Here is a 20,169-nt window from a genome sequence, read left to right as displayed (position 1 = left end):
TCAGCCCCCTGCCAAAGACATGAGAAATTCTTGTGAGATTGGTGCGTGATGGGAAACCCACTGGTCAAATCTACGCCCACGATACTGCCTGTCCCGCCTTGCAACGACAATAGAGGTAAATGCCGCATCCTTAGCCCATTGAACAAAGCGTTCTACGTGCCACCCGTTTCTTTCATCAGGAGAGGCGAGCAATGCGGTCGGCAGATTGGCAAGTTTGCGGCCTTCGGTCCATTCATCCAGTGTAAGAATAAGTCCGAGCACTTTAGGATCTTGACCAAGGGCATCCGCAATCCCCTCGGCGAGTTCTGCATCGACCACAAATTGCTGGATCCCGATGCTCGTGATTGTGTGGACCAGCGCTGGCAAATTGGTCTCAAGAGTACGATCCACGGGTTCGACCAAATGCACGCCATGAGAGATCTTCGAGTTTTCGAAGGGCGGCGTGTCCTGCCAGGCCGCCTCCAGGCCCATGGCCTCAACATGCCGCGGGGGCCTGATCATCTGATCTCTGCAGTGAGGACAACGACCGCAACTCGGCAGGCAGGTATTGGGCTCGATGAGCTCGAAGGCTGTCCTCACCATGCATGCATCAAGCGGCTTGCGGACGAGATTGAGCCAGGGTGTTAATTCGTCTCGTGCGTTGGCCACTTCTCGATCGCGATGCTCATAAATCTTGTCCCAGGCCGATGTAGGGTCATCCGACAGAAGGCCGCCGTCACTGATTTCGATCTCCCATACGCGCGCTTCGTCACCGCCCTTTGGCTTCACGGCTTTGATTGAAATGGCCTGAGCGCGCTGAAGAAGCGTGAGCAACGCCATGTTCCAATTTCGATTATAGTCTGTCGATTCTGGCCGAAGGCCCTCTCTGATCGCGTTGAGGTCGACGCTCATGTGCCATTTGCCGCCCACCCAGCCTTGGTCCGTTGCTGAGGATCGCATCGCCGCCCATCGCTTCTCGGCCAACTCGCGCGTCAACCAGCCGCCAACGGCCATCCGTCGAGCCGTTGAAACATCATCTCCGCCTTCTCTAGAGCCAGTAAACAGCAAGGCGGCGAATGCTTGCCCACCATCGCGCGCGGCGCGACCAATTTCCTGATACCAGCGTGCCGCGCTCTCCGGCAGGCACGCATGAATGACGGAACGGACATCGGCCTTGTCGATGCCGATACCAAAAGCAGACGTTGCAACGATCAGATCGTAGTGATTGTTTGACCAATCCTCGATGATCCGCCGTCTATCTGCCGAACCCGTGTCACCCGTGAAGAGAGCCATCTTTTGGTAGCCTCGATTATCGGACAACCATTTGAAAATGCGTTCTGCGTCGACCACTTCGGTCGTGTAAATAATTGCAGGGCGAGGGGCACGATCGACCACGAACGACAGCGCTTCCTGCCTTTCCTCGTCTGAACTGCACTGGCTAACAACAATATCATGTTCGTAGCGCGGGACCCTGGCGTCGATCTCCAGCCAGTCGCCGGTTAGCGACCAATCGCGCCGCAGGATTGCCCGTGCTGAAGGTGGCATGGTCGCGGACAGCAGCACCGCACGTAACTCGGGGCTGGATCGACGAAGCTCCGCGAGCAATCCGGGAAGGCGTTGGAAGTCGGGACGAAAGCTTCTGCCCCAACTCTCAATTATATGCGCTTCATCGACAAATAAGTGGGTAAGGCGGCCGTTAAGTCCAAATGCGGCGGCTTCAGGCGAAGCGACCTCTACTAATCGACTGACAATATCTGAGCGGAGTGCAAGCTCTGGCCCCAGCAGCAAGATAGGGATTTCTCCGCGCCTGAATGCATCGACCACATCTCGGATACCTTCACTGCCGAGATCTCCGATCAACGCGCGGCTACCCTCCAAACCCGGGATTCCCCGCAAAGTTCGCTCATGGTCGAGCGCTAGCGCTATTGTCGGTGTCACAACGACTACGCACGAACCCACGTGCGATTCCCTTCCGTGAAGGGCTGCCAACTGAAACATCAAGCTTTTGCCAGCGCCTGTCGGGAGCGACACAAGCAATCCCGATCCAGCAGGGGCAGTAAAGAGAGCCCGGACCGCGGCCTTTTGGGAAAGCGATCGATAGCCGGGAAGACTGGTCAGACGACGCAGAATGCCATCGCCGACACCTTCCTCAAGATAGCGTCGACTCTGGGAATCGACGTGGATCTGAGGCCACCAGGACGGTCCGTTCTCGTCACGTATTCGGATCGCGCTTGGACCGATCCTAGCGAGACCAAATCGTGCAAGACCCTCATCGCTGAATCTAGAAAACTCGTGATCGTCAGATTCAAATCTTCCACCACTCAGCCATGCCAACGTCCGAAGCAATGCAAGCCGATCACACTCGCTGGTGCTCCGGTCCAAGGCCGCCAGAGTTCGCGTTCTCAATGCCGGGGCCCATGCCTGAGAGAGCCATGGATTGTAACGGGCAGGTTCTGATCCAGTGCTCATGGCTCTCACTTCTTCCAGAGCCAAACACAAAAATCAAAGCATCATCGCCACATCCTGTTGAACCAAAAGAGGATTGGCCCAATGATCGCGACAAAGGGCTAATCAGGCTGCTTCTTCAATCTTGGACCATGTGAAAGATAGCGCTCCACCTTCTCGATAGTCCTTCTACGCGGCCTGCGACCAGCTCGTAGGTCAAGCACGAAGCGCGGATCGCCAACCGCCCGACGACCGAACCGCGTCGCCGACATGTGCGATTCCTTCAAATGACGCTCAATGCGATCCAGCAATTTCATGGCCTTCCTCGACTCAGTCAGCACTTGTGTTCCTGTTTTGTTCTTAGTAGGAAGGTTCCATCGAGTCTAGGAGATTTCCTTCTCTCCTCAGACCGCCAGAAGGAACGACACGATGGAACACGTCAGAGAGGAGCTCGATCGCCTGATCCAGCAGCGACGGATCGGATATTCCTCGATCTCGCGGATGATCGGACGAAACTCGTCCTACATTCAGCAGTTCATCAAGCGCGGCTCGCCGCGAAAGCTGGATGACGATGACCGGCGCACGCTTGCCAGCTTCTTCGGGGTCGACGAGCAAGTGCTTGGCGGACCGCCCGCGCCAATGCGTGACGGGTTGATCGAGATTCCCGTGCTCAATGTCGATGCGTCGGCGGGCTTCGGAGCGATTGCCGAAAGCGAGACCGCCCATACCCGCTTCGGTTTCGACGAACGCTGGCTTGGCCGGTTGACCCGGGCAAAGAGTGCCAGCCTTTCGATCATCCACGTCCTGGGCGACTCCATGGAGCCGACACTCAGCGATGGCGACGAAGTGCTCGTCGATGCGTCGGACCAGGGCTCGCGGCTACGCGACGGTATTTACGTCCTGCGCGCCGACGATGCGCTGGTGGTCAAGCGCGTGACGCTCAAGCCCGGTGGCCGCAAGATCACCATCAGCAGCGATAATTCGGCCTATCCCAGCTGGGACGATGTCGACCGGTCCGAGATCCAGGTGGTCGGCCGTGTCATCTGGTTTGGGCGGGCGGTATAGAGAGCTCTCGTCGGCTCAGATCCCGATTTCGAAAGGTTTTACCCTTTCCTTTGTCAGTTCTGGCTTGTCACTTGTGGGCGAAGCGCTGCCGACATCCTTGTCTTGCGAAACGCCCTTGGCAGCTGCCGCCTTGAGCCTTTGCGTTACTTCGAGGGCCGACGTTTTCTCGCCGCTGTTGGACTTTATGGCCCGGCCGAGTTTCTCGGCATTGTCTGCAATCAGCGTAAGCCCGTCGCGAAGCCGGGTGACCGTGACCAGGAAGGTCTGCCGATTGGCGAGATTGCGCTCGCGGCTGTCCATCACCGCGATCCCGCGATCCGAGGTCAGTCCCTGCGCCATATGCGCATTGAGCGCATAGGCGAGGTCCATGCGTTTGAGCATGGGGTCGCCGCGGCTCAGGCGGAGCTCCTTGCCCGCTGATGTCTCCACTAAGACGCCCTTTGTGTCGATGGCCACGATCCTGGCCTGGTCGGCGTTGAACAGCCCGCGCTTGTGGTCGTTGTCGGTCCAACGGATCTTGTCTCCCTCGATGATGGACAGCGATTTGCGTTCGAAGAGCGACAGCCGGCTATCGTCTGCGCCCGGCCGCAATCGCGCGGGATTGAACTTCCTAAGACGCCCCTTCCTGTCCTCAAGCACGAGCTGCTTGCGGGCATGGTCGATGGTCTTGACGGTGTAGTCGCCTTTGGAGAGTTTCTGGGTGCTGTCGCGCGAGCGGAAGTTGAGAACCATGCCCGGTTGGTATGTGCGAAGGTATCGCAACTCCTCGTGCGTCACATTCACCCGAGAATGAACGGTCAGCCGGCCCGATCGTGGGCCGAGCTCCCCGTTGGCATTGAGTCCGCGCTGGACAGCCTCGTTAACCGCAGACCGTAAGGCCCGTCCCGACGCGTAGATCGACGTCCGATCCCGATCCGCCGGGCTGAGCGAAAGCCACTTTTCGGCAGCAACAATCGCACTGTCCCCGCGAGCCTCGATGGTTGAAGGCGCAAGAGCCTGGAGCGCATCGTCGATGCGTCCCTCCTGCGCGGCGGCCTGGGCTCGCCGCAGGACGGGATCGCGGCCGCGCAAATTCACATCCATGGTGGCGCGCTCGATCCCGGCCTGTTGGACGAGGTCGAAGGGCTTACCGGCGTCGACGGCGCCTAGCTGTCGCTTGTCGCCGACGAGAACCAGACGATGGACTTCGGCTAGGTTCGCCAGCCGTACCAGCTTGGCCTTGTCCTCGTTCGACACCATCGACGCCTCGTCTAGAACCAGGACATGGTCTGCGAGCACGCTCCGAGCCTCGCCAAGCAGGGAGGCATTTCCCGGCTCGTGTAGAAGCCTGCCCCATTGGGCGAGAAAGCGGGCGATGGTCATCGAACGGATGCCGGTGTCGCGCTCGAGCATCTGGACGAGCGTATTCTGCACCGCGAGTCCCAGCACCTGCTTGCCTTCCTCGCGGAGCAATTGGGCGACCGGCTTCATCACGCTGCTCTTGCCCGCCCCGGCAATGCCCTGGATCGCTACAATCCTGTCCCGCGACGAAAGGACAAGGGCAGCCGCATCCTCCTGCCCTTCGTTGAGCGAAATTCCGTGGTTGATCGCGGCAACTGCCTGAACCCGTTCTGCGGCGTCCGGCCGATTCAGGATGGGCAACACCGCACCTCGTCCCTGGTCGACGTTCGCGAGAATGGTGCTTTCAAGGTCAAGCGCCTCGCGGCTCGCCAACCAGCCTTTGTGTTCGCCTTTGCCGGGCTCAAGTGCGCCGCTTCTGACCAATGCGTTCACACGGGTTTCGACGTGATCCACCGTCGTCGGTAGCCCAAAATCGAGCGCCGCTTTCAGCAATCCCTCACGGGGAAAGGCTGCCTCGCGCTGCGAGAGATGACGCACCGCGGAAGCAACAGCCTGCGCGGCCGCGATGGTCGGTGCATCCTGCTTGAGGACATGGGCAGGGATCAGTGGATCAGTCGGATCGCCCTTGATCCGCTGCGCGAACTCTCTCAGCTTCGCAATTCCACGCTGAAGAAGGCTCCCTTCTTTCGATCTGGGAATGTCCTTCGTTGCAGCCCGCATCTGCGACGCATCGATCAAGCGGGCAAGGTCAATTCCGACTTCTTGGGCTTTCTGCCGCCACGCATCGAGAAGGCCTTCCCGGTCCCTGACGGGCGCCTTGCTTTTCCTCGTATCGAGCACAGCAATGTCGCGGGTTTTCGGGGTGTTCTCGCCCAGCTGGCGTACCGCGTCGAGGACTTCTTCGCGCCGCGTGGAAAAAGCCATGACCTGCTCGCGGGCGATGCCCGCTGCTTCGAAATTGCCATGCTTTCCAACCGGCTCTGCTTCGTAGCCCATTTTCTCGACCGCCAGACGAAAGCGCGCCATGGTCATCGAGTTGAGCAGGGTGTTGAACGACCAAAGCTTGTCATTGCGAAGCGCGCGCCACTTCCCGTCGCTGCCTTGCGTGACATTTGCCACGACCGCATGAAAATGCAGGTTCGGCTCTTGGTTGCGGTTGGTGTCGTGCTGGAAAAGACCAATCGTCAGGTTATCGGTCGCAACCTTCCCGTAGCCAGCCTGACTGCCCATCCGGGTCTGCGCCGCGTTCTTTTCTGCCCAGCGCAAGGTCTCGATGACGGCCTCGCGATAGGCATCGATTATCCGCTGGTCGCCGCCCACCAGCGCAAGCAACGACCAGCTTTTGGGCAGTGAGAATGTGAGGTCGGTTCCCGGCCTGTGGGCTTGGCCCGCATTGCCGACCTGGATACCATCGGGAAGTTCTCCCCGCAGCAAGGCATCGAACTGCTCGGCATTGACGCGGCCCTCAAGGCCAAGTCGTTCCGCTCCCTTCCCGACCCATGTTCCGGAACGATCGGCATCGGCGCCGGTGTAGTAATTGTCTGCCGCGAAATAGCTCGCGGCAGCCGAAGGGGAGCGCACATTGGCGACGGAAAGCATCCAGTTTGGTCCTCGTCACGGCTCCCCTCGTGGCCGAGTAATCCCTCCCCATTTGCCTTTCACATGTCGGGCTCGAACTCGCCGAAATCCTTTTCCGGAGGATCTGCGACCGCACCTTCACGCAGGTCTTTCTCGACCGGCGTGAGAGATTGGTGCCCACTGGTCACCGCGCGAGCTTGGGGCGTCGAACCGCCCTTTCCAGCTGCGTCATCGCCGGCGGTTCCTGGTTCGGACGGATGCTGTTCCGCGCCCATTGCTGGTGCATCCTCACCGGTTTGCACTGCGGCGAGAGGTAGCGTTGGACCTGCATCCAGATGCGTATCGGACCGGGTTTCCGCACCGAGATCACCAGCCGCGCGCCCTGCATTGAGCTTTTCAAGCGGCACAGGCTCCTGCCGATCCTGCGGTTCATCGGCGACACGGCGCTGCCCCTCCAAGTCAAGTTTGAGCTGCTTTGTATCGACAGGCTTACCAGCACCGTCATCGTTCGAAGCGGGATGCTCGTCATTCGGTTTCGAACCCGGTTTTGCTTGGGGCGTCATTGCCGCAGGACCCTGGCCAGGCTTTATGAGCGGTTTCTCGCGGGCGATGAAACCTTCGGCAATACGGCCACGCGTCCGCGGAATGAGCGAAACCGGCGCAGCGGGGAATCCATCAGGAAATTTGATGTAGGCCGACAGCCGCGGAAGGTTCATGAACTGGTCGGGCAGAAGCAACGGCTCGATCTGCCGCCTGGGCGTCAGGCTGACTGCATCGCGCGCATTGTTGTACCCGTAGCTGTAGCCTTCTTCCATGTCGCGCACCTGCCGGTGGCCGATGAAATCGGAGCACCAGGTCGCTGTCTCTCGATCGGCCGTCGCCAGAATGAGCTTGGTTCGCGCAAGCGAGGAAAGTGTCATGGCCATGTTCTCGCCGTAGACTTCCTTGAGCTTGGCAAACGCATGTACCCCGGTGACGATCGCACCGCCAAAATTGCGCGCGGTTTGCAGTCCCTTTTCAAGCGCCGGTAGTCGGTGAAGGGCTCCGAGTTCGTCGATCAGAAACCACATCCGCAGGTCCTGTGTGCGCTCGAGCGTCATGAGCGTATTCATCGCCGTGTCGAGCCACAGCGTCAGCAACTGCGAGGAGATGCTCATGTCGACATAGCGGGCAGAGAGGAACAGGATCGAGCCCGCCTGGCAGTCGCCTTTGACCCAGTGGCGGACCGAAAAGCGCGGTCCGGATGAGGGCAAAAGCTTGAGCACTTTCGCATTCGCATTGAACACAGCGCGGATCGATTCCGCCATGCGGGCCGCTTCCGGAGCGGTCAGCGGATCGGCCATGGTACCGCGCATCAGCTTATGCACTTCGGACAGGTCAGCGGTCATCAGCCGCCGTGCCAAAGCCTCGTTGGTTGTAGCGCCGGTACGGGCAAGATGGAGACACATCTCGACGAACAGCATGCGCGCCGCAAGCACCCAGAATTGTTCGGAACCACCCCCGTCATGGGGCACGAGCGCTTCAGCAGCGGCGTGAAACTCGGCTTCCGTCGTGCAGTCGTTGAACACGCTCCACAGCGGACACCGAACATCGACAGGATTGAGAATGATGTCGCGCGCGGGGTCGTAAAAGGTTTCGATAAATGCGCCGGTCAGGTCGAAAATGACCGCGCGCTGGCCGCGCTCGCGCGCTTCGGCAACGAGTTCGGTGAGCGCCACGGTCTTGCCGGTTCCGGTCGTGCCAATAAGCATGGCGTGGCTCTGCTCGAGCCGCCACGGCCAGCTCACACCGGCGAGATGTGCCGGTTGGTAATGGCCCGCTTCAGCAAGCGCCGACGAGCTCGCAAGCCGCCACTTCCAGCCAAACTTGCGTCCCAGTTCTTCGGCCCGGAATGCCTTGTTGTGACGCTCGATTTCTTCTTCGAGTTCGTCGAGCGAAACCAGCATCGCGCCGCGCTCGTGCTTGCGCTCCTTCGACCGCCCGCCAAAGCGCTCGGCGAACCACCAGAAGAACACGAAGGCCGGGATCAGCAGTACCGCTGAGACCAGCAATCCCTGCTTCACTGCCGTACGAAACGCCTCGACCGCCTCGCGCATCGGCGGGAACTCACGAACGATGCCAAACGGGAGGCCGACCCTTTCGCCGTCAAGCAGTTCAAGGTTGACCAGCTTGGCCGGATCGAACTCCATGAAGGCATAGAGACTGGCGTAGATATGCATCCAGACCAGGTAGATCTGGTGATCACTCAGAGCCGACCGCACTTCCCAATAGCAGGTGCCGACCGCTACCAGGCCGGTGACAATCAAGGGGCCCTTCAGGCCGGCTGCAAACATGAAACCAAAGTGGCCGAGCAACTGGCTCCCGCGGGTGAAGTTCAGGAGATTATGCTTCATGGGATTGGCCTCCCATGTTTGCGTTGACGGGGAGGCCAAGACGCTCCAGGCGTCGCCGGTACGCCTCGTGAGTACGGTCGCGCAAACTCGCGTCAGAATGGCTGGCCAGAAGCGCATCGAGCGCCACCGAAATGAAGATTGCCTGTCGCGCGGGATCGAGCCCTGCGGGCCTGTCCTTCGCCTCGTTATCGCGCTGCCACGCTGCGACGATTAGGTCACGAATAAAGACGCTGACACTGACGCCATGGTCCGCGGCACACTGGCGAACCCAGTTACCAACGGAGAGAGACACGAATGTCTGAAGCCGATCTTGTCGGGTCATGAAACAGGTTCCTTGTCGGGCCGACGGAACCTGGCTCACCTTGCGGAAGGTGCCGATGAGAATAAATCGTGAACAACTCGCAGTCAATCTAAAGATTCTGACGATATTTCAAAGTGATAGATGGATGTGAGTTGTCAGCGGATCGGCGCAAAGCCGCTCTACTCGCAGACGGGTTGATTTCGCCCAAAACCACATTCTTTAGCAATAACAGAAAGATAAATCCCGAAATCGCGGGGTAGGGTGTGCTCCTTCGTTCCCAAGTGCGCGAGGTGGTCCAGGCAATGAGGGGGATTGATCAAGGACGACTTTTCCCGATCTCCATGTTGGAGCGCGAGCAACCAGGCCTGGCAGCTCACAGCATGCAGATAGAAAGCAGTTCAACGCCTCCAGCCGAAGACAGCACCTGCGAAAGAGGCAGCGGCCAAGGGCGCGTGGGAAGCAAGGCAAGCGGGACCTGTCGCGTGCCCTAGCTTCCCGCCGCCCGACCCGTTGCCGGTTCGCAAGTGCGCGCGGGGCCCAAGAACAAATTACGCCGCACCCTCAGGAGCGCATCGCAAGATGCGCGGGACAGAGTGCGTCCACAGCCCCGCTCCACTTATCGGGTGCCGCCGCAGTGCGGTGGGCGGCCGTCAGAGCGACCGACCGAACCGGGTTCTTGTGCTTGATTGGACTACCCGGCGAACAAGAAAAAAGGGCAGGAACCGTCCCCGGTTCCCGCCCTGTCGGTAGTCTCAGAACTCGTCGAGCATGCCGCCGTGGACCGTGTGGACCACCCGCGCTGCGAGATGTGCTGGCAAGATGTTGTAGTCACCCTCGTCGAGGGCAAAGTACCCGAGTTCGTCATCCTCGATAACGTGCTGATCGAAGAAGCTGTGCAGCGCTCTCTTCTCGGCTGTTTCCAGAGCCTCGAAATAGCTCCGGGACGCAACGGGGCAATGATCCGATTTAGCCATGATTATCCTCCTGATTTCTGTCGTGAGACGACAGGAGGTGCGCGCGATGGTCTTGTGCATCCCGGGTCAGGGATCGCCCGGATGGGCGACCGCAATAGCGGCGGTGGGGGTAACGATTTTGTTCGCTGCCGGATGCAATCCGGTGGCGGGCAAAATGGTGGGGCCCCGCCGTCCTTGAGGCGGGAGGCGCAAGGCCATCATGCTGGGAGAACCGTGAGCAAGAACCCACCACCTCCGCCCCAATATCGAACGCCTGCTGGGTGCGAATTGCCTTTCCTACACCCCGATGACGCGGGCATCGAAACAACCGGGGAGCAGATCTGAGGGGGACAAAAGGATAAGTAACATGCCCCGAAACAGGAGCGCGATTGCAGCCCTGCAAAAACTCGAAGCGGACCGCGAGGCGCTCGACTCCAAACAACGCGAACTTGAAGTGCAAGCGGCCAGAGAGCTCGGCGAAATCATTTTGGGAAGCGGCCTCGAGAGCTTCTCGAAGAAGGGTTTGAGGAAGGTTGCCGAAGAACTCGGGAAGCTCGGCGAGGATGCTGCGATCGAGAGGCTGACGGGGCGCGGTGCAACCCGTGCTTCGAATGCTGCGCCGGGAACCCAGTAACCACAGAAGAAGAGGCCCTGCCGCTTGCGGCAGAGCCTCTTCGTAAGGCGGACGACCGGCATCGAGGTCAGTCGATATCGGGAGCGTCGGTGTTGTCGTTGTCGTCGCTCGAGCCGTTGCCGCGGGAGAGGAAGTCGACCTTGTCGGCGAGGATCTCGGTGCCGTAGCGGGTGACCCCATCCTTGTCCTCCCACTGGGTGTAGTGGATACGGCCCTGGACCGATACCAGCTGGCCCTTGGAGCAGTACTGGCCGACGGTCTTGGCGAGGCCGTTGAAGCAGGTCACCCGGTGGAACTCGCTTTCCTTGGCGGTGTAGCCGTTCTCGTCCTTGTAGGTCTTGCCGTCCTTGTCCCGTGCAGGGCGATCGGTGACAACGGTGATTCCGGTAACATTGGTGCCGCCCTTGGTCTCACGGGTATCGGGATCGCGAGCGATGCGGCCGGTGAGGATTGCGATATTGGTCATGATGGTAGTCCTTCAGTTCCTCAAACCGGAGACCATCTCCGGCTTGCGAACATCCAGAAGAAGCAGGGCATGGGAGGACTGCACCGCAGGCCTGGAAGGCCGAAGGGGAACCTGTTCATGACGGGTGGTGCGGGCAGGCAGCGCAGCTGCCAACACGGCCGGAAAGGAACGGGTTGCTGTCCTCAGCTGACCTGGTTCAGGACTGTTCGCGAAGAAAGCCGGATGGGTATCGGGTGCGGGTCTGCAGGCTCACGTGACCCTGCTGTAATCAGCTTGCTCCATCGCCCTCCGATGCCGCCAGGAGATCCATGAGGTTGCGGGCTGCTTCCCGGTCTTCCTCGTTCTCGAACGCCACATCGAGGTCGGGGGCGGACCCGAACATGTGCAGGAACGACCACAGTGCAAAGCGCTTGCCCCGGTCCTCCTCAAGGCCGAGATCGACCCGGCAATGCTCGATGCCGGCTGCAAAGGTATCGGGAGCAACCCCTGAGATGTCGGTGGTGGCAAAGTAGCGCTGCAGCAGATCGTCAAGTTGCATGACCGGTCCATAGCCGGGTCGGCGCCGAATGCACATCCGGGCAATGTAGATGCAGATTGTGAAGGCCCCCTCAGGACCCGGGGAAGGTGCCCAAGGGACCGCGGCGATCGACCACGGTGATCCGGCGAGCCTTGGCATCGATGACAAGCCGTTCGGTCACGCCATTGCCCGGAAAGGCGACGACGTAACGCGGCTTTAGCGAGAGCATTTGCTCGTTGCGCTTGAACCCGGCGCGGGCGCCAAGCCGACGATCGAGCGAATAGGTCAGTTGCTGGACTTCGCGGCGTTCGGCCCAGCTTGCTGCCAGGCGATCGGCACCCTTGCCGTCGCCGCCATGGACCAGGAAGAGATCGGGAACCACATCGCGCACCTTGTCCAGCGTTGCCCAGATATTGTCGGCATATCGCTTCGCATCCTCGGCGCTCTCGAAGCTCTGGCGACCACCGGCAAAGACGACCGGAGTTCCTTCCGGGATCAGGGCATGGCGCCGGTTCTCGGCGCGTGCGCGTAGGAAATCGCGGGCATCGATCACGGCCGATGTGAGCTTTCGCGAATGGTTCGTTCGCGAGCCGGACACGGGCTTCCAAGAGGAACCGGTCTCGTCGCGGTAGAGTGCTGCTGCAGCCTCGCGCATCTGCTCGAAGGCCAGCATGCTGGCTTCGGCAGCCTGCGCGCGCTCGAGCTGCTCTTCTAGATTGCTCGAATGCACTTCGGAGCCATCGGCTGATGCGAGGAGGACCCGGATTTCGTCGATGGCCCGGTCAAGTTGAGCGGACTTCCGGCTGGCTGCGCGGTGGAAGAGATTGACCATGCCCCAGGCAATGTCCTCTGCATCGGCTTCCAGGGCAGTATCGGAGAACATCGCGAAGAGATCGGACCAGACTGCGCCAAGCGTCTGCTCGATCGCGTCCTCGCAGGGAAAGTCGGTCTCGTTGAAGGGGGCTGGCCGGATGCTGAAGCCTGAGAGGTCGAGGCCGCTCAACTGGTCGATGAAGCTGTCGTACATGGGGTGTCTCCTGATCGGGGGACAAGGAGAGGAGGCACCATTGCCTCGGTCCTGTCCGCCGGAGCCCGATCAGGGCCGGGACAAGGGGCGTGAGGCACCGCGTAGCGGGAAACCTGCGGCCCTAGGCTGGCGCGGGCAACACGGGCCGACGGGCCGCAGGTTGCGACGCGCCCCGACCGGCCCAAGGGCTTCTCCCGGCGGACTGGGATGAGGCAGGATCAGGACCTGGTGTAGCAAGTGGATCGGGAGCGCTCGAAGATCGCTTCACCATTCGAGAATCGCCCGACCAGGCGCATCTCACCAAACAGGTCGATGAACCTACCCGACACCTGGCCGAGCCAGTGCCGTGCCCTTGCCGTTCGTGGGTTGTAGAAATCCGCCTCCCAGTAGCGAGCGTCATCGCGCTCGGCGAGCCAGATCGCGGCAAGGCCGCAATATATCGATATGCCGCAATCGGCGAAGGCGTTGCGCAGGAGGATGCGATCCTCGCGGCCGCGCCATCCATCGAAGCGCTCGAACGAAGGAAAGGTCGCCTTCGTGATATCGATGACCTCGTCAACGAGGCACTCGTAGACCCAGTCGATATCTTCGTCTTCGCCCTCATCAAGCAGGCGAAAGGCTACCACGGAGCCGCTTGGATAGCTGACGGAACGTCCCATCTCACTGCTCCTCAGGCTGCATCAGCGAGATCGATGTCGGTCTCGCCTTCGCTAGATTGCTGGCCACCCAGTTCGAGCAACAGGCTGGCCGCTTCCTCGGCCTTTGCTGCAGCCGTCAGGATCGCGCGCTCGTCGGATCTGAGGATCTTGAGCCAGGACGCGATGTAGCTGGCGTGATGGTCGAGGTGGGTGACCGGAAGACCTAGTTCGGCCCCGAGAATGGCCGAGGACAGCTCGGCGATGAGTTCCTCGGCAGCATAGGCTTCGCTGCCGAAGCGGTTCTTGAGATCGCGATCGAGCCGCGAGGAATGCCCCGTCCAGTGCGACAGCTCGTGCGCGAGTGTCGCATAGTAGTGGTCATAAGCTTCGAAGAGCTCGGCTGGCGGCATGGTGACGCGGTCGCGCAGCGGTTCGTAATAGGCCTGGGCACCACGATGGCGGAGGTCTGCGCCGATATGGGCAAAGAAGGCATCGAGCCGGTCTTCGCGCCCTTCGGGCTCAAGCGCGGCAACCAGTGGCTTGGGATGATAAAATGCAGGGAGACCATCGCACTGGTCGGCGTTGAACACCGCATAGGCCTTGAGCACGCGCCGATTCTTGGAGTCCGCTTCCCCTTCTGGATTTTCGACTTCGTTGGTGTAGCTCTTGTAGAAGATCGCGATGGTCGATTTCTCACCCTTGCGGACCTGTCCGCCGAGCTTCTGGCACTGGCGATAGGTCATCCAGTAGGGCGAGGCGTAGCCACAGCCGTCGGCCACCATCCACAACCAGAAGGTGTTCATGCCGCGATAGGGCGTCCCGCAGGAGCGCAAGGGCCGCGAGACGGGCACACCGCGCCACGGCTTGACCCAGGGCTTTGTGCCTTGCTCGAGCTTTTCGATGATGGCAGCGGTGATGCGCTGGGCAGGCGAAGTCGAAGCAGTGCGGCGGGACTTGGTCATGGGAGTTCTCCTGATCGCCGAGACGGACATGTCCCGGTTCAGGAAAAGCAAAAGCTCCCTCCCCTCTCGTCTAATGATGACGGCTTTGCGCCCTCATCCCGGTCATTCCGCTACAAAAGGCTGTTCCCCAAAAGAAGACATTCGGTGCGCTTTAACCGAAGGTCATAACAGCCAATCGATCGGGAAGCGTTCCAATGCCCGGACAAGCAGTCGCGACGAGAAAGTCGTGCCTGGTTCTATCCGCTCGATCACCGGATCATCATCGCGCGCGTCGATCCAGCCAATCTCGCCATCGTCCAGAACGACGCGATATGTGTTGCGCGCAACAGTGGTGTCAAAAGCCTCGCGCATTTGTTTCGCCAACGCGACGCTGTCGATCACAATGCCCAACTCGGTATTGAGCGAGAAAGACCGTGGGTCGAAATTTAGCGAGCCCACGAACAGCCGGACCCCATCCACGGAAAAGGCTTTGGCATGCAAGGTCGAACCTGGGCTGCCGTCTCTTTCCCGCGAACCGGTGCGCACGAACTTGCGTGCAGTTTTCGGGTCGTCGTCGGGCGCTGGAACTTCGAACAGGGACACCCCGGCCCTCACGAGCTTCGTGCGATGCTTGGCGTACCCAGCGTGGACAGCCCCCACGTCCGTGGACGCATAGGAATTTGTTAGCACCCGAACGTCCACGCCACGCTGCGCCATTCCCGCCAAAGCATCAGCTCCGCTATCGGTTGGGACGAAGTAAGCCGACACAATAAGCAATTCCGACGCCGGTTCTCCGATGATTTCAGAGAGCGCGTCGAGGAGAGGACCACCTTCCTCACGCGTTCCAACCACCTTATCAGGGGGATCGCTGACCAGTTGAACCGGCGCCCAGGTTAATTCAATCTCGCCACGCTCGATGCGCCCGAGCAGCGGAGCTTTCGCAACTGCGTCGACGTAGCTGACGGATTCCAGCCCGCTGCTTCGCCGGGAGCTGCGACTGGTCAGTTCACGCTCCGTCTCCCCGACAATCGGGGGCATTAGCTCTTTTAGCGGCGCCGCGAGAGGCGAGTTCCAGAACCGGTCGAAGCAGTCTGACACGTCCTGCACCACCGGACCGATGCAGACGGCATCGAGATCGGCAAACACGCCCTCGCGCTTGGCGGCGAAATATTCGTCGCCGATGTTGCGCCCGTCCACAATCGTGACCTGGTTATCGACCGTGAAACTTTTCGAATGCATCCGCCGGTTGGCTCGGTGGAAACGGAATAGGAAATCGAGCGGCTTGAAGCGGCGGCAGCGGAAGGGATTGAAGAGCCGAACTTCGATGTTCGGCAAGTCGGCCATCCAGCGGAGTGCGTCATCCAATCCCGCGATACCGTTATCGTCCAAGAGCATCCGAACCCGAACCCCGCGGGCCGCAGCCGCGCGGACCTGTTCGAGCATGAGGTTGCCCGTCAGATCATCGTGCCAGATGTAATACTGCAGATCGATCGACCGCTCTGCATTTTCCAGCAACACCTTGCGGATTGCGAACGCATCGATGCCATCCTCGAGCAATTCGATGCCGCTCATGCCGGGGTGCTCGGAAATTCTCTGCGACACGCCCAACCCCAGCGTCGAAAATCCGGTGTTGGCTAATGCACTGCTGGAGATCCGCGTGTAAACGCGACGCGATATCGGCAGAACCATCCGGTCAACCGACAATGTCGTTTTGTAGATGGATAGTCTGCGTTGGGAATGCGAAAGCGATCCCGAGTTCGTCCAGCTTGCGCATGATGGCGAAGAGCAACGTTTCCTGCATCGCCAATGATTCCGGGTAGGAGCGGGTATTGAAGTAGGCGAATATCTCGATCTGCAGTGCGCTGTCTCCGAAACCGTGAAAACGCACGCGGGCATCGTCGTCGAGAATGTGGCCGTCATCGGCGATGATGGTCCGCAACTCCCCGAGCAATCGCTCCATCTGTTTGGCGTCGGTATCATAGGTGACACCTATGGTCTGATGAAAAAGGAAGCGGTCTCGCAGCGCGTAATTCTCGATCCGTTCCGAGGCGAGGTACCCATTGGGAATGGACACAAGCGTGCGATTCAGCGTGCGCACGAGTGTGGAACGCATGCCGATATCCTCGACCGTCCCGAACACCTCGCCGATCTGAGCAGCGTCACCCACCTGCACGGGCTTGTCGGCGATCAGCGTGACCGAACCAACCAGGTTCTCGATCGTCTTCTGCGCTCCCAGCGCCAATGCAAGGCCGCCAATGCCGAGTGCTGCGATCCCGGTTGTCACATCCAACCCGACTGTATCGAGTACGGCTACGAACGCGATCGCCAGCAAGAACACCTTCGCGCCGCGGCGTAGGAAGCTGACGATCGTGACAGCCTGACGACGTTCGGCCCGGTGCATCTGCCCCGTCACGACGCGGGCGATGGCATCGACGAGCCGCAGCGCGAACCAGGCCAGAGCTATCCAGGCGACGATGGCGGCGTAGCGCAGCAATGTCTGTCGCGCGACGATCGACACGCCGAGGTCGCCGGCAGTTGCGTAGAAGGTCAGCACGGCCAGATAGAGCGACAGCGGCGGCATGGCCGCGTGCAGAAAGCGGTAAACGGGACTTGTATCGTGCTCGGCAATTGCCCGCCGTAGCAAAGCCATCAGCAGCGCAGTCAGCAACCGGAAGGCGGCAAAGGCGAGCAGAGCCAGGGCGATGAGCTTCAGCCAGTCGATCAGCGGCGCACCTGCGACTGCGATGTCCTCGTCCGTGATGGTTTCTTCAACTGCCTCGGCCGGAACGAAGTCGGCTATTTCTTCGGCCGTCTCGAGCGCTATGCGCCACTGCATGCTGCCATCTGTAGCGGTGATCTGCTGCAACAGTATCGGAGCGGCGTTTTCTTCACTGGAAAGCGTGCCGACCTGTTCGAGATTTTGGGCCAAACCATCATCCACGACGCCTGCCGCCTCGTTCGACAGGAGCGGGAACGCCAAGAGGCTTCCGCCGCTATCAAGCGCGATCTGCAGTTTCCGCGCCAGTTCTGCCCTTCGGTCCACGTCCGGTTGCGAATCTGCATCTGCGGCCAAGGCGTCTGTGCCGTCATCCGAAGTTTCGCTCCCTGTTTCCGCCTCAGGACTTTCCTCGGCCGGGAAATATTGAGCTGCGCGCAGGTAATCCCCATCGGCCAAGGCCCGAAGCAATCCGGTAATTGCTCCACGAGGAGTTTCGCGCCCGAACGGATCGGGCGCAGGAGCTGTGGCGGTGTCTGCTGGGAGTGGTTCGGTTCCCGGCAGCGTTTGGGCCCCTGCAAGAGATGCAAGGGCAAGCGCGATCATAGCGATCAGGAACCGGATAAGAGCCAGCCCAGCCTTCATTCGTTGTCGTCCATTTCGCGGAGCAGGGCACGATGGCACTGTTCCATAAGCTCGTAAAAGCGCGCCAGATTGGCGAGGTTTTGCTGGCCTTCCTGCCGGTCGATATTGGCCGCGGCGTCGACCACCATGCGCCGGTGGTTTGCGAACCGCTTCGCGAACTGTCTCGTGAGAGATGTGTAGGGGTTCGGGCACATGGCGAAATAGATTTCGCGCTCGCCCGGCTTCGACCGACGCTCGATGATCTCGAGGCCTTCCAGCAGGCGAAGATTGGTGCTGACACTGCCCCGGCTCACTTGGAGCGTCTCGGCGATTTCAGCCGAGGTGAGCATCCGGCCCATTACCATCAGCAAGCCCCATATGCGACCGGTAATGCGGGCCTGGCCGTCCGCCTCGGCGTTCATCCCCATCCGTTCGATAAAATCGACTTCGGCAGGCGTGAGAGTTACGGGTTTGGCGCTCATTCGATGCCTCTACCAAAAGTATAGGTCAGGGCAATTCCGCCGGCGAACTGATCGCCCGAACCGAACGCAGCGACTACCGGAGAACCTGCCGGATCGCCGATGAGCCGATCGTATTTCGCGTAGCTGTAGATGCCCCATCGCGGGCTGAATTGCTGGATGTACCCGAGTGTGGCACCGACCGATTGCACTCCTCCATCCGCATCGAACGCCGGCAGGCCAGACGAAGAATCCCCAGGACGAATACCGAAATACGCGTTCTGATAATTGGTGTCGGTGATCGTCACGCGAGGGCCAAAAGACAGCAACTGCCTGTCGCTATCGCGCAAGACGTAGTCCGCACTCAGCACGGAGATGAAGCCATCATGGCCGGTGCCCCCTTGGCGTGCCTCTGCGCGGAAGCGAAGGTTCTCGCCTATTTCCAGTTGCGCGAAGCCGCCCAGTTCGAACGAAAAATCTATTTCCGGCAGCCCTCCCACATCGTCGGAAGATCGCTCTCCCTCGAAGCCGAGCGACGGGCCCAGCGACAAATTGCTAACGCGAATAACCGCGAAACCGAAGCTCTCGTCAGGTGCCTCGAACTTGAAATCCTCTCCAACATCCGCTCGTGAGACATCGATCAATGACCGAATGGCGATTGTGTCGGAACCAGGATAGCTGGGAACCAGCTGCGGACCCAACGCTATGCGTGTACGGCGGGGTTCCCCGGTTTTCTGTTGTGCGGCGACGGGCGCGGTGATCGTGAAGCCAAGGCCGATCGCGAAAAGCGATAAGGTATAGGCAATTTTCATTCGGTAATTCCGTTTCTTGCGACTTGGGCAGGTCCGCGTTCTGGTGAACGCGGCGATGAAACAGAACCCGAGTCCTGTGTCCGTCGTCAGAACATTTGGCACAACTCGCGGCGTAGATCAGCGGAGTGTGGGCCTCGTCTCGGATTGATGTTTAGGCGGCGAGCTTACAGTGTTGCAAGCGCCGATGTTCGAGTGTCTTTCGCTTGATCCTTTCTCTTCGTTTGTTGATGGCGGCAGCCCTGCCGAAGTAGGCATCGGCGGGCGTGACGTTGTCGAGGCTCTCGTGGTAGCGCTGGTGGTTGTAATGCTCGACGAAGGCTTCGATCTGGGTCTCGAGATCGCCGGGCAGGAAGTAATTCTCCAGAAGGACGCGGTTCTTGAGCGTCTGGTGCCAGCGTTCTATCTTGCCCTGGGTCTGCGGATGGAAGGGTGCACCGCGCACGTGGCTCATCCTGTTGGCCTCGATGTATTCGGCCAGTTCTCCGGCGATGTAGCTGGGGCCATTGTCGCTGAGCAGGCGCGGCTTGTGCAGCACATTGGCGTGGTCGCAGCCTGAGGCGGCCAGCGCCATGTCCAGCGTGTCGGTGACGTCCTCGGCCTTCATCGTAGTGCACAACTTCCATGCGATGATGTAGCGCGAGTAATCGTCGAGCACGGTTGAGAGATAGACCCAGCCCCATCCGATAATCTTGAAGTAGGTAAAGTCGGTCTGCCACATCTCGTTGGGGCGGGTGGTCTGCGTGTGGAACGCCTCGGCGGCCTTGATCACTGTGTAGGCCGGGCTGGTGATCAGATCGTGGGCCTTCAGGAGGCGATAGACCGTGGCTTCGGACACGAAGTAGCGCTTCTCGTCCGTGAAGCGCACTGCCAGCTCGCGCGGGGATAGATCGGTCTGCTCCAGCGCCATCTCGACGATCTGGTCCTGGATATCGTTTCCGATGCGGTTCCACACCCTGCTCGGCGCTGAAGGGCGGTCCTGAAGCGCCTCCGGCCCACCTTCGAGGTAGCGGTCATACCAGCGGTAGAAGGTTCGCCGTGCCACACCGAGTTGGTCCAGCGTGCGTTTGGCGGGCAGGTGCGACTGCTCGACGATCCGGATGATCTCGAGCTTTTCGGATGCGGGATACCTCATTCGTCGTCTTCCCCATCCGCGATCATGCTTTTTTTGAGCAGACGGTTCTCCAGCGTCAGGTCCGCCACGCATTCCTTCAGATCGCGCGCTTCACGGCGCAGATCCTTTACCTCGTCGGTGGTAGCAGCACGGGCTGTATCGCCAGCAAG

The 20,169-nt window shown here is 60.3% G+C and carries 16 protein-coding genes and 1 pseudogene; 2 read left to right on the top strand and 15 right to left on the bottom strand.

The window, feature by feature from the left end:
• Complete coding sequence (locus ACSH0F_RS13910; RefSeq protein ID WP_435203748.1) at positions 1-2,448, bottom strand: helicase-related protein; 2,448 nt, start codon at positions 2,446-2,448, stop codon at positions 1-3.
• Positions 2,449-2,853: 405 nt separating this feature from the next.
• On the opposite strand from ACSH0F_RS13910, the gene ACSH0F_RS13905 reads away from it, so the two are divergent.
• Positions 2,854-3,489, top strand: a complete 636-nt coding sequence (locus ACSH0F_RS13905; protein ID WP_435203747.1) for a S24 family peptidase — start codon at positions 2,854-2,856, stop codon at positions 3,487-3,489.
• Positions 3,490-3,504: 15 nt separating this feature from the next.
• Here ACSH0F_RS13905 and mobF read toward each other — a convergent pair whose 3' ends face one another.
• From mobF to ACSH0F_RS13885, 4 genes are all read right to left on the bottom strand, one after another.
• Entirely contained in the window at positions 3,505-6,429 is a 2,925-nt protein-coding gene (gene mobF, locus ACSH0F_RS13900; protein WP_435203746.1) for a MobF family relaxase, read from the bottom strand.
• A 59-nt stretch (positions 6,430-6,488) separates the two neighbouring features.
• A complete protein-coding gene (locus ACSH0F_RS13895; protein WP_435203745.1) occupies positions 6,489-8,801 on the bottom strand; it encodes a type IV secretion system DNA-binding domain-containing protein in 2,313 nt (770 codons plus the stop codon).
• Positions 8,791-9,123, bottom strand: coding sequence for a hypothetical protein (locus ACSH0F_RS13890; protein ID WP_089217209.1), 333 nt, complete (start codon positions 9,121-9,123; stop codon positions 8,791-8,793). Before ACSH0F_RS13890 ends, ACSH0F_RS13895 begins: the two co-directional genes overlap by 11 nt.
• 731 nt (positions 9,124-9,854) lie before the next feature.
• A complete protein-coding gene (locus ACSH0F_RS13885; protein ID WP_305933586.1) occupies positions 9,855-10,076 on the bottom strand; it encodes a hypothetical protein in 222 nt (73 codons plus the stop codon).
• 286 nt (positions 10,077-10,362) lie between these two features.
• Here ACSH0F_RS13885 and ACSH0F_RS13880 point away from each other — a divergent pair, with 286 nt between their 5' ends.
• The gene (locus ACSH0F_RS13880) at positions 10,363-10,689 is read left to right on the top strand and encodes a DUF6437 family protein (RefSeq protein WP_435203744.1); all 327 of its coding nucleotides are present in this window, start codon (positions 10,363-10,365) and stop codon (positions 10,687-10,689) included.
• Between the two features lie 67 nt (positions 10,690-10,756).
• Here ACSH0F_RS13880 and ACSH0F_RS13875 read toward each other — a convergent pair whose 3' ends face one another.
• From ACSH0F_RS13875 to ACSH0F_RS13830, 10 genes and pseudogenes are all read right to left on the bottom strand, one after another.
• Positions 10,757-11,155 (bottom strand): single-stranded DNA-binding protein, encoded by a 399-nt coding sequence (locus ACSH0F_RS13875; RefSeq protein WP_259963171.1) that lies wholly within the window; start codon positions 11,153-11,155, stop codon positions 10,757-10,759.
• A gap of 268 nt (positions 11,156-11,423) precedes the next feature.
• Complete coding sequence (locus ACSH0F_RS13870) at positions 11,424-11,693, bottom strand: hypothetical protein (RefSeq protein WP_305933588.1); 270 nt, start codon at positions 11,691-11,693, stop codon at positions 11,424-11,426.
• Positions 11,694-11,763: 70 nt separating this feature from the next.
• Positions 11,764-12,699 (bottom strand): DUF2493 domain-containing protein, encoded by a 936-nt coding sequence (locus tag ACSH0F_RS13865; RefSeq protein ID WP_435203743.1) that lies wholly within the window; start codon positions 12,697-12,699, stop codon positions 11,764-11,766.
• A 218-nt stretch (positions 12,700-12,917) separates the two neighbouring features.
• Complete coding sequence (locus ACSH0F_RS13860; RefSeq protein ID WP_305933590.1) at positions 12,918-13,358, bottom strand: hypothetical protein; 441 nt, start codon at positions 13,356-13,358, stop codon at positions 12,918-12,920.
• A gap of 11 nt (positions 13,359-13,369) precedes the next feature.
• Positions 13,370-14,299, bottom strand: a complete 930-nt coding sequence (locus ACSH0F_RS13855) for an ArdC family protein (RefSeq protein WP_305933591.1) — start codon at positions 14,297-14,299, stop codon at positions 13,370-13,372.
• A gap of 162 nt (positions 14,300-14,461) precedes the next feature.
• Positions 14,462-15,982, bottom strand: a complete 1,521-nt coding sequence (locus ACSH0F_RS13850) for a phospholipase D-like domain-containing protein (protein ID WP_435203742.1) — start codon at positions 15,980-15,982, stop codon at positions 14,462-14,464.
• A complete protein-coding gene (locus tag ACSH0F_RS13845; RefSeq protein WP_305933593.1) occupies positions 15,972-17,639 on the bottom strand; it encodes a mechanosensitive ion channel family protein in 1,668 nt (555 codons plus the stop codon). The genes ACSH0F_RS13850 and ACSH0F_RS13845 overlap by 11 nt, the downstream gene beginning before the upstream one ends.
• Positions 17,636-18,100 (bottom strand): GbsR/MarR family transcriptional regulator, encoded by a 465-nt coding sequence (locus ACSH0F_RS13840; protein WP_305933594.1) that lies wholly within the window; start codon positions 18,098-18,100, stop codon positions 17,636-17,638. Before ACSH0F_RS13840 ends, ACSH0F_RS13845 begins: the two co-directional genes overlap by 4 nt.
• Positions 18,097-18,888, bottom strand: coding sequence for a MipA/OmpV family protein (locus tag ACSH0F_RS13835; RefSeq protein WP_435203741.1), 792 nt, complete (start codon positions 18,886-18,888; stop codon positions 18,097-18,099). Before ACSH0F_RS13835 ends, ACSH0F_RS13840 begins: the two co-directional genes overlap by 4 nt.
• A 151-nt stretch (positions 18,889-19,039) precedes the next feature.
• Positions 19,040-20,169, bottom strand: a pseudogene (locus ACSH0F_RS13830) (IS3 family transposase); the annotation flags it as partial.

Origin of the sequence: Qipengyuania sp. 902 (genome assembly GCF_051195295.1) — a bacterium.
Taxonomy (GTDB): Bacteria; Pseudomonadota; Alphaproteobacteria; order Sphingomonadales; family Sphingomonadaceae; genus Qipengyuania.
This window is presented reverse-complemented; position numbering and strand designations above follow the sequence as displayed.

Coding starts and splice junctions, on each gene's coding strand:
- ACSH0F_RS13895 (WP_435203745.1), bottom strand. CDS start 8,801: ATGAAGCATAATCTCCTGAACTTCACCCGCGGGAGCCAGTTGCTCGGC.
- ACSH0F_RS13875 (WP_259963171.1), bottom strand. CDS start 11,155: ATGACCAATATCGCAATCCTCACCGGCCGCATCGCTCGCGATCCCGAT.
- ACSH0F_RS13870 (WP_305933588.1), bottom strand. CDS start 11,693: ATGCAACTTGACGATCTGCTGCAGCGCTACTTTGCCACCACCGACATC.
- ACSH0F_RS13855 (WP_305933591.1), bottom strand. CDS start 14,299: ATGACCAAGTCCCGCCGCACTGCTTCGACTTCGCCTGCCCAGCGCATC.
- ACSH0F_RS13910 (WP_435203748.1), bottom strand. CDS start 2,448: ATGAGCACTGGATCAGAACCTGCCCGTTACAATCCATGGCTCTCTCAG.
- ACSH0F_RS13835 (WP_435203741.1), bottom strand. CDS start 18,888: ATGAAAATTGCCTATACCTTATCGCTTTTCGCGATCGGCCTTGGCTTC.
- ACSH0F_RS13880 (WP_435203744.1), top strand. CDS start 10,363: ATGACGCGGGCATCGAAACAACCGGGGAGCAGATCTGAGGGGGACAAA.
- ACSH0F_RS13845 (WP_305933593.1), bottom strand. CDS start 17,639: ATGAAGGCTGGGCTGGCTCTTATCCGGTTCCTGATCGCTATGATCGCG.
- ACSH0F_RS13890 (WP_089217209.1), bottom strand. CDS start 9,123: ATGACCCGACAAGATCGGCTTCAGACATTCGTGTCTCTCTCCGTTGGT.
- ACSH0F_RS13840 (WP_305933594.1), bottom strand. CDS start 18,100: ATGAGCGCCAAACCCGTAACTCTCACGCCTGCCGAAGTCGATTTTATC.
- ACSH0F_RS13865 (WP_435203743.1), bottom strand. CDS start 12,699: ATGTACGACAGCTTCATCGACCAGTTGAGCGGCCTCGACCTCTCAGGC.
- ACSH0F_RS13860 (WP_305933590.1), bottom strand. CDS start 13,358: ATGGGACGTTCCGTCAGCTATCCAAGCGGCTCCGTGGTAGCCTTTCGC.
- ACSH0F_RS13885 (WP_305933586.1), bottom strand. CDS start 10,076: ATGGCTAAATCGGATCATTGCCCCGTTGCGTCCCGGAGCTATTTCGAG.
- mobF (WP_435203746.1), bottom strand. CDS start 6,429: ATGCTTTCCGTCGCCAATGTGCGCTCCCCTTCGGCTGCCGCGAGCTAT.
- ACSH0F_RS13905 (WP_435203747.1), top strand. CDS start 2,854: ATGGAACACGTCAGAGAGGAGCTCGATCGCCTGATCCAGCAGCGACGG.